Source organism: Alphaproteobacteria bacterium, from assembly GCA_030740435.1.
Lineage (GTDB): Bacteria > Pseudomonadota > Alphaproteobacteria > UBA2966 > UBA2966.
Map to the genome: position 1 here is coordinate 1 of JASLXG010000231.1, position 6,767 is coordinate 6,767.

The window sequence follows — 6,767 nt, forward strand, 5'->3', positions numbered from 1 at the left end:
CTTGCAGTGCGCAATGATCTCCTCGGCCTCCATGCTTTCGCCGGCCTTAAGCTCGACGCAGGCGACTATCGCCTCGCCCCACTTCTCGTCGGGCGCGCCGATGACGGCGCAGTCGCGGATGGCCGGCATGGTCAAGACCGCGGCCTCGACCTCGACCGAGAAGACGTTGAAGCCGCCGGAGATGATCATGTCCTTCTTGCGGTCGACGATGAAAACGTAACCGTCTTCGTCCATGCGGGCGATGTCGCCGGTGTGGTGCCAGCCGAAGCCCGCCGCTTCAGCCGTGGCTACCGGGTTCTTGTAATAGCCCAGCATCAGGCCGGCGCCGCGGTAGACCAGCTCGCCGACCTCGCCCGGCGGCAGCAGCGTGCCGTCTTCGTCCATAATGGCGAGCTTGCAGAAAGGCGCCTGTCGGCCGCAGCTCGTCAGGCGGTCGGGCGGCGCGATTTCGCCCGCCACGAAATGGTCCTCGCGGCTGAGGCAGGTGTTGGGGAACATGGTTTCGGTCTGGCCGAAGATCTGGAACATCACCGGGCCGAAAACCTTGATGGCCTCGCGGATCTTTTCCGGCGCGGTGGGCGCGGCGCCGTAAAAAATGTATTCCAGCAAGGAGAAATCGAGGGTCCGGGCGCCCGGTTCCGCCAGCAGCATGTACAGCAGCGTCGACGGCGTCATGAAGTTGGTGATGCCGAATTTCGGGATGGCCTCGAGTATCCCCTTGGGATCGGCCTTGGGCAGGATTACCGCCCGGCCGCCGGCGGCCATGATGTAGTACATCAGGAAGCCGCTGGCGTGGGTCAGCGGCGCCGCCGCCAGGTTGACGGGCGGGTTCGCCAGCGGCGCCACGGCCAGCATGTTGGCCACCAGATTTTCGATGCCGCGGTTGGTCATCAGCACGCCCTTGGGCAGGTCCGTGGTGCCGCCGGTGGGCTGCAGCGCGAAGATGCCGTCGGGGTCGTCGGGAACGTCCACGGGGTCGGCGGGGTATCCACTCACCCAATCCAGGAACGCCGGGTCATCGCCCGTGGCACTGCCCGAGGCAGTGTCGATGCAGATGAACTTTTTGATGCCGGGTGCCTGGGCCCGGATCTCGTCGACGGCCTCGGCGAAGGGGCTGAGGTAAAAGAGCACCGAGCAGTCGAAGCGGTCGAGGATCTGGGCGTTGTCGGCCACCGAGTTGCGCGGGTTGATGGGGATCCAGGCCAGGCCTGCGCGCAACAGGCCGAGCGAGCAGACGAAAGCCTGGGCGTCGTTCGTGCTGAGCACGGCGCCATGGTCGCCGGGCTGAAAGCCCTCGGCGTGCAGGCCGTTGGCAGCTTGAAACGTGAGGGTTCGCACCTCGTCGTAGCTTAGCGTCTCGCCGCTTTCGCCGTTGGTCAGGAACGGGCCGTCTCCCACCAGCCTCCAGCCGCGGTCGAAATAGTCTATGCCGCCCATCTCAGACTAATCCTTTTGCAGCACGTGGATGGTGGCGGCGCGGACGTCGTTGTCCTTGGCTCCGCCCATGATCTGGGCCAGGCCGGTGCGGGCGCCCGCGACCTGGCGCTTGCCGGCGGTGCCGCGGAGCTGTTCGACGATCTCGACGATCTGGGCAACCCCCGAGGCGGCCACGGGGTGGCCTTTGGATAGAAGCCCGCCGCTGGGGTTTACCGGCTGCGCCCCATCCAAGGCAGTCGTGCCGTCGGCGATCAGGCGGCCGCCCTCGCCGCGGGGACACAGCCCCAAGCCCTCGTAGTGCACGATCTCGGAGATGGTAAAGGCGTCGTGGACCTCGATCACGTCCATGTCCTCAGGTCCCAGCCCGGCCTGTTCGTAGGCCAGGGCGGCGCAGCGTTCCTCGGCCTCCCAGCCCGTGATGTCGCGGCCGGTGTCGTAGGTGCCACTGGTCAGCACCGAGGCCGCCACCCGCACGGCGGGCCTTTCCGTTTTTTTGGCCGTGGCTTCGTCGCAAAGGATCAGGGCCGCGGCGCCGTCGGTGTTGGGACAGCAGGAATAAAGCGTGATGGGATCGGCGATCATCGGCGAGGCCAGAACTTCTTCCACCGTCAGCGGCTTTTGGAACTGGGCGTAGGGGTTGAGGGTGCCGTTGAAGTGGTTCTTGACCGAAACCTGGGCCAGTTGCTCGACCGTGGTGCCAAAGGCTGCCATGTGCTTCTGGGCGATCAGCGCGAAAGCGCCGGGAAAAATGTCGCCGAGCTGGGTCTCGAGCTCGGCCATTCCCACCTTCAAGGGCGTGCCCTTGGGCATGACGCTTTTTTCCACGCCGGCGACGATAACGGCGTCGTGGAAGCCCGCCGTCACAGCCTGCCAGCCCAGGTGCAGCGCCGTCGAGCCCGAGGCGCAGGCGTTTTCCGTGTTGATCACCGGAATGCCGGCCAGGCCGACCTCCCAGAAGACGTTCTGGCCCACCGTGGTTTCGCCCTGCAGCGCGGGCGCCAGGGCGTTGCCGCAAAAGCCGGCGGTGATGGCGGCGCGCGCGATACCGCAATCGTCCAAGGCGGCGCGACAGGCCTCATGGCCCAAGTCGCGCAAGCTGCGCTCGGGGTGCTTGCCGAAAACGGTGGAGCCGATGCCGGCGATGTAGACGTCTCTCATGTTGCTGGTTCCTCAGGCTTTTCAATACGGCCGCCCCCCCACCCCAGCCCTCCCCCACAAGGGGGGGAGGGAGCCAAAACTTGTTTATTAACCCCTCCCCCTTGATGGGGGAGGGCAGGGAGGGGGTGCTTTTCTTTGCGGCTCACGGGGGGCTCACGCGACGGGGCGGAACTTGTGGCCGATCACGGACTGGCCCTCGCGGTTGGCAATGATTTCCTCGAGCACCAGTTCGACCGGGCTGCCGGGGCTGAAGGACTCGGGCTCGGCCCCGGTAAAGAGGGCAAAAACCCGCGGGCCGTCGGGCTCGAGGTCGACGTAGCCGTAGGCGTAAGGCGGCTTCAAGCCGGCCGGCGAGGGCACGCGCACGATGGTGCTGGCGTAGACCGTGCCGCGCTTGCCGCTGGTCGTATCCTCGAGGCTGCCGGGACCACAAGCCGGACACTCGGCGCGGCGCGGAAAGTAGCGCCGGCCGCAGGCCGTGCAGTGGCTGACCAGCAGCGCCGGAGCCTGCCCCTCGGCCGGCGGAAACTCGAAAAGATCGGCGCGTAGCGCCACGGGCTCGCTCATGTTCAGAACCCCTCCATGCCGCCGCTGACGTGGATTACCTGGCGGGTGACGTACTTGGCCTCGTCCGAGACGAAAAAGAGAATGGCGTTGGCGATGTCGACGATATCGCCCATCCGCCGCATGGGGGTCAACCGCACCAGGCGCTCGCGGGTGGCCTGGTCCAGCGTATCGGTCTTGGGCGTGTCGATCAGGCCCGGTGCCACGCAGTTGACCGAAATGCCGTAGCGCGCGAATTCGAGGCCGCTGGCCTGGGTCAGGCCGACGATTCCCGACTTGGCCGCGACGTAGTTGGCCTGGCCGATGTTGCCCTTATAGGCCAAGGAACTCAGATTGACGATGCGGCCCGAGGTGCGCTCGATCATGTGCGGCGCCACCGCCCGGGTGCAAAGAAAGCTGCCCTTGAGGTTGAGGTCGAGCACCCAGTCCCAGGCCTCTTCCGACATCTTGGCGATGAGAGAGTCGCGGATGTCGCCGGCGTTGTTGACCAGGATGTCGACCTGGCCCCAGGCGCCCAGGGCCTGGTCCACCATGGCGCCCACGGCCTCGGCATCGGTGATGTCGGCGGCGTTGGCGATGGCCTGGCCGCCGGCCTTCTCGACCAGGGCCACGGTCTCCTCGGCGCTTTCGAGCCGGATGTCGTTGACCAGCACGCGGGCGCCTTCCTCGGCCAGGCGGAGCGCCGTGCCCCGCCCCAGGTCGCCGCCCGCTCCGGTAATGATCGCGGTTTTGCCTTCTAATCTCACGGTACCCTCCAGGTGTTAGATTTTTTTGTCGCGGCCCGCCCAGTGGGGCTCGCGCAGTACGTTCTTGGTCACCTTGCCCATGGCGTTCTTGGGTAGCTCGGCATGGAACTCGACCTGTTTCGGTTTCTTGTAACGGGCCAGGCGTTCGGCGCAGTGCGCCACGATGTCGTCGGCCGAGGCGCTTGCGCCCTGCTTGAGCGCCACGGCGGCAGAGACCGATTCGCCGTAGACCTCGTCCGGTATGCCGAATACCGCCACCTCGAGCACCGCCGGATGGGCGGCGATGGCGTCCTCGACCTCCTTGGGATAGATGTTCTCGGCACCGCTGATGATCATGTCGCGCAGCCGGTCGACGATGGTGAACAAGCCACCCTCTTCGACCCGCGCCAGATCGCCGGTATGGATCCAGCCGCCGCGCACGGTATCGGCTGTGGCCTGGGGCTGGTTGTGGTAGCCGATCATGCCCAACGAGCGTTGGGCGGAAATGATCTCGCCCACCTCGCCGACCGGCGTATCCCGCCCTTGCTCGTCCACCACCCTGAGCTCGGCGTTGAACATTTCGCGACCTGTGCACTGGGATTGCTCATGATGGTCTTCTGGCCTCAGGACCGAAACCATGCCGGTCTCGGTCTGGCCGTACCACTGGTAGAACCGGGCGCCGAAAAGATCCTGGGATGCCTTCAGCAGCGTCGGCGTAATGGGCGATGAGCCGTACCAAATCTTGTCGAGCTGGGCGATGTCGTAGTTGGCCACGCCGGGATGGTTGACCAGCATGGCCAGCATGGTCGGCACCCACATGGTCAGCGTCACGCCATGGCGGCTCACCGCCTCCAGGACCTGGTCGGGATCGAACCCGGCACCCAGGATCACGGCCGTGCCTCCGCGCAGCAGCGTCGGTCCGACCAGGGCGTGCATTCCCGCGGTGTGGAATAGCGGCAGAGCCACCAGCGTCACCTCGCCGGGTTCGACGTCACCCTCGACGGCCATGCCCTGGTAGATGTCGAGATAGGCTTGGTGAGAGGCCAGCACGCCCTTGGGTTTCCCGGTGGTGCCGCTGGTATAGGTAATGGTGAAGGGCGCGTCCGGGGCCACTTCGACATCTGGCTCCGAATCCGCCTGCCGCGAAATCAATTCGCTCAGGCTGCGTCCCGGATCGAGGGGCTCGCCGGAGATCGCTATCAGGTCGATCGCCGCATCGAAATCGGTCCTGGCGTCGGCCACCAGATCCCGCGCCTCGGCACCGAATAACAGCACTTTGGGACCGGTATCGTTGACGACATAGACCAGTTCATCCTTTTGGTAGCGGAAGTTGATGGGCACGACGATGGCGCCGCATTTGGCCGCGGCGTAATTGATGACGACGCATTCCAGGCAATTCAAGGTCAGCATCGCCACCCTGTCGCCCGGCTCCACGCCGCTGGACAGCAGCCCATGGGCACAGCGATTGACTTCGGCGTTGAGCTCGCCGTGGCTGATGCGGCGATCGTCAAATATCAGCGCATCCTTGCTGGCAAACCGCTTGGCGTTCAGCCGGACAATGTCACCGATGACATGCATCTCTCACCTCCCTGCAGATATTTTTTCGCCCCGGCGCCACCAACCCTGCGCCCTCAACGGATGTTCTTCTTTCTTGAGTGCCCGCTTCATGATCCTCAAGGCCGGCCCGGGATATTTCCCGGCCAGCAGCCCGATGGCAAACAGGATGTAGTGCTGGTCCAGGAACAGCTCAGGGGCGGCGGGCAGCAGTGACGCAGGCGCGCTGCCGTCGAAGCAGCCGGCCCGAAGAATCCAATACCCCGACCTGCCGTGGGCAAATACCCCGCCGGTGCCGATCAGGCAGCGAACCCCGGTCAAATCCTTGCCGTACTGAACCCGGGCCTTGCCGGTGGGGAAATAGATTTCCTCGATGCTGCCGGCGTGCCGCTTCGCGGCGATGCCCACGGCGGCGCTGGCCAGCCCGATATCGACCAGATGCTCCGCTTCGCTGCCGGGCAGCGCGGCAACGTCGTGGTGCAGCTCCTTGGTCGCCCGGTCAAGGTCGATCCTTGCAGCTTCGGGGCCGGCCGGGGGGGGCATGTTGTCGAGAATCATCTGCTCCCCAGCCAGCTCCAGTATGGACCGTGCGTTGTGTCTGATGCCGAGATCCCCCTCCACGGTCCTCTTGGCGCGGGGATCGCGGAGACCCTTGACCACGGTGCCGGTGCGCCTGGGTCCGCCCTCGGCAATCGAGTGCACATCGATCGTCGCGCCGCCGACGTCGACGACAATCAGCTCACCCAATCCCTCCTCGCCGGCGCTGCCGTCGGCCAACAGAGAGGCCGCCTTGAGAACCGCCATGGGGGTCGGCATGATGATGTCGCCGGCAAGTGCCAGCGCTTTACCTCCCCTTTTTTTCGCTTCCGATCCGTTTGTCTACGTGAACGGCGGGCAGTGCCCCGTCGCTGGCACCGAACAAGCCGCCGGTGATGATGCCGAGCAATACCTCGCCGAGTTCTTCGAGCCCGAACGGCCCGTCTTCGCGATACCAGTGATAGAGCGAGTTGATCATGCCGATGACGCCGAGCGCGGCCACGGTGGGGCTCTGCCCCGCTATGCGGCCGGCCGACAGCAATTCATCGAGGCATGATGTGTAGAGATTGAGAATGTCGCGCTCTTTGCTCTTGATCGAGCCGAGCTTCTGGCCCTCGATGTGGACCTTGTCCTCGACCAGGATCTTGATGTCCTTGCGCCGCGCCCCGATGACGTCGATGTGGGTGCGCAGCATCGAACGCAGTCCGGCCTCGGGGCCCTGGGCCCGGGTCATGCAGCCCAGCAGGGACTGATAGAAGTCGTTGGAGAACTGCTCGAGGATGATGATGAGCA

The 6,767-nt window shown here is 65.3% G+C and carries 7 protein-coding genes; all 7 read right to left on the reverse strand.

The features are described 5' to 3' along the window. Positions 1-1,437 (reverse strand): AMP-binding protein (locus tag QGG75_21770; GenBank protein MDP6069855.1); only part of this gene is annotated, 1,437 nt, incomplete at its 3' end. Between the two features lie 6 nt (positions 1,438-1,443). Next, positions 1,444-2,595 carry a thiolase family protein gene (locus tag QGG75_21775; GenBank protein MDP6069856.1) on the reverse strand — a complete coding sequence of 384 codons (1,152 nt, stop codon included), beginning with the start codon at positions 2,593-2,595 and terminating at the stop codon, positions 1,444-1,446. A gap of 153 nt (positions 2,596-2,748) precedes the next feature. Beyond that, complete coding sequence (locus QGG75_21780; GenBank protein ID MDP6069857.1) at positions 2,749-3,162, reverse strand: OB-fold domain-containing protein; 414 nt, start codon at positions 3,160-3,162, stop codon at positions 2,749-2,751. Positions 3,163-3,164: 2 nt separating this feature from the next. Beyond that, entirely contained in the window at positions 3,165-3,905 is a 741-nt protein-coding gene (gene fabG / locus QGG75_21785; protein MDP6069858.1) for a 3-oxoacyl-ACP reductase FabG, read from the reverse strand. A 15-nt stretch (positions 3,906-3,920) separates the two neighbouring features. Beyond that, the gene (locus QGG75_21790) at positions 3,921-5,462 is read right to left on the reverse strand and encodes a long-chain-fatty-acid--CoA ligase (GenBank protein MDP6069859.1); all 1,542 of its coding nucleotides are present in this window, start codon (positions 5,460-5,462) and stop codon (positions 3,921-3,923) included. A 3-nt stretch (positions 5,463-5,465) separates the two neighbouring features. Further along, positions 5,466-6,278 carry a glutamate mutase L gene (locus QGG75_21795; protein ID MDP6069860.1) on the reverse strand — a complete coding sequence of 271 codons (813 nt, stop codon included), beginning with the start codon at positions 6,276-6,278 and terminating at the stop codon, positions 5,466-5,468. A 4-nt stretch (positions 6,279-6,282) separates the two neighbouring features. Then, positions 6,283-6,767 (reverse strand): hypothetical protein (locus tag QGG75_21800; GenBank protein ID MDP6069861.1); only part of this gene is annotated, 485 nt, incomplete at its 5' end.

Bases quoted from the DNA above. Each gene is read 5' to 3' on its own strand.
- QGG75_21775 (MDP6069856.1), bottom strand. From the start codon at position 2,595: ATGAGAGACGTCTACATCGCCGGCATCGGCTCCACCGTTTTCGGCAAG.
- QGG75_21780 (MDP6069857.1), bottom strand. From the start codon at position 3,162: ATGAGCGAGCCCGTGGCGCTACGCGCCGATCTTTTCGAGTTTCCGCCG.
- QGG75_21790 (MDP6069859.1), bottom strand. From the start codon at position 5,462: ATGCATGTCATCGGTGACATTGTCCGGCTGAACGCCAAGCGGTTTGCC.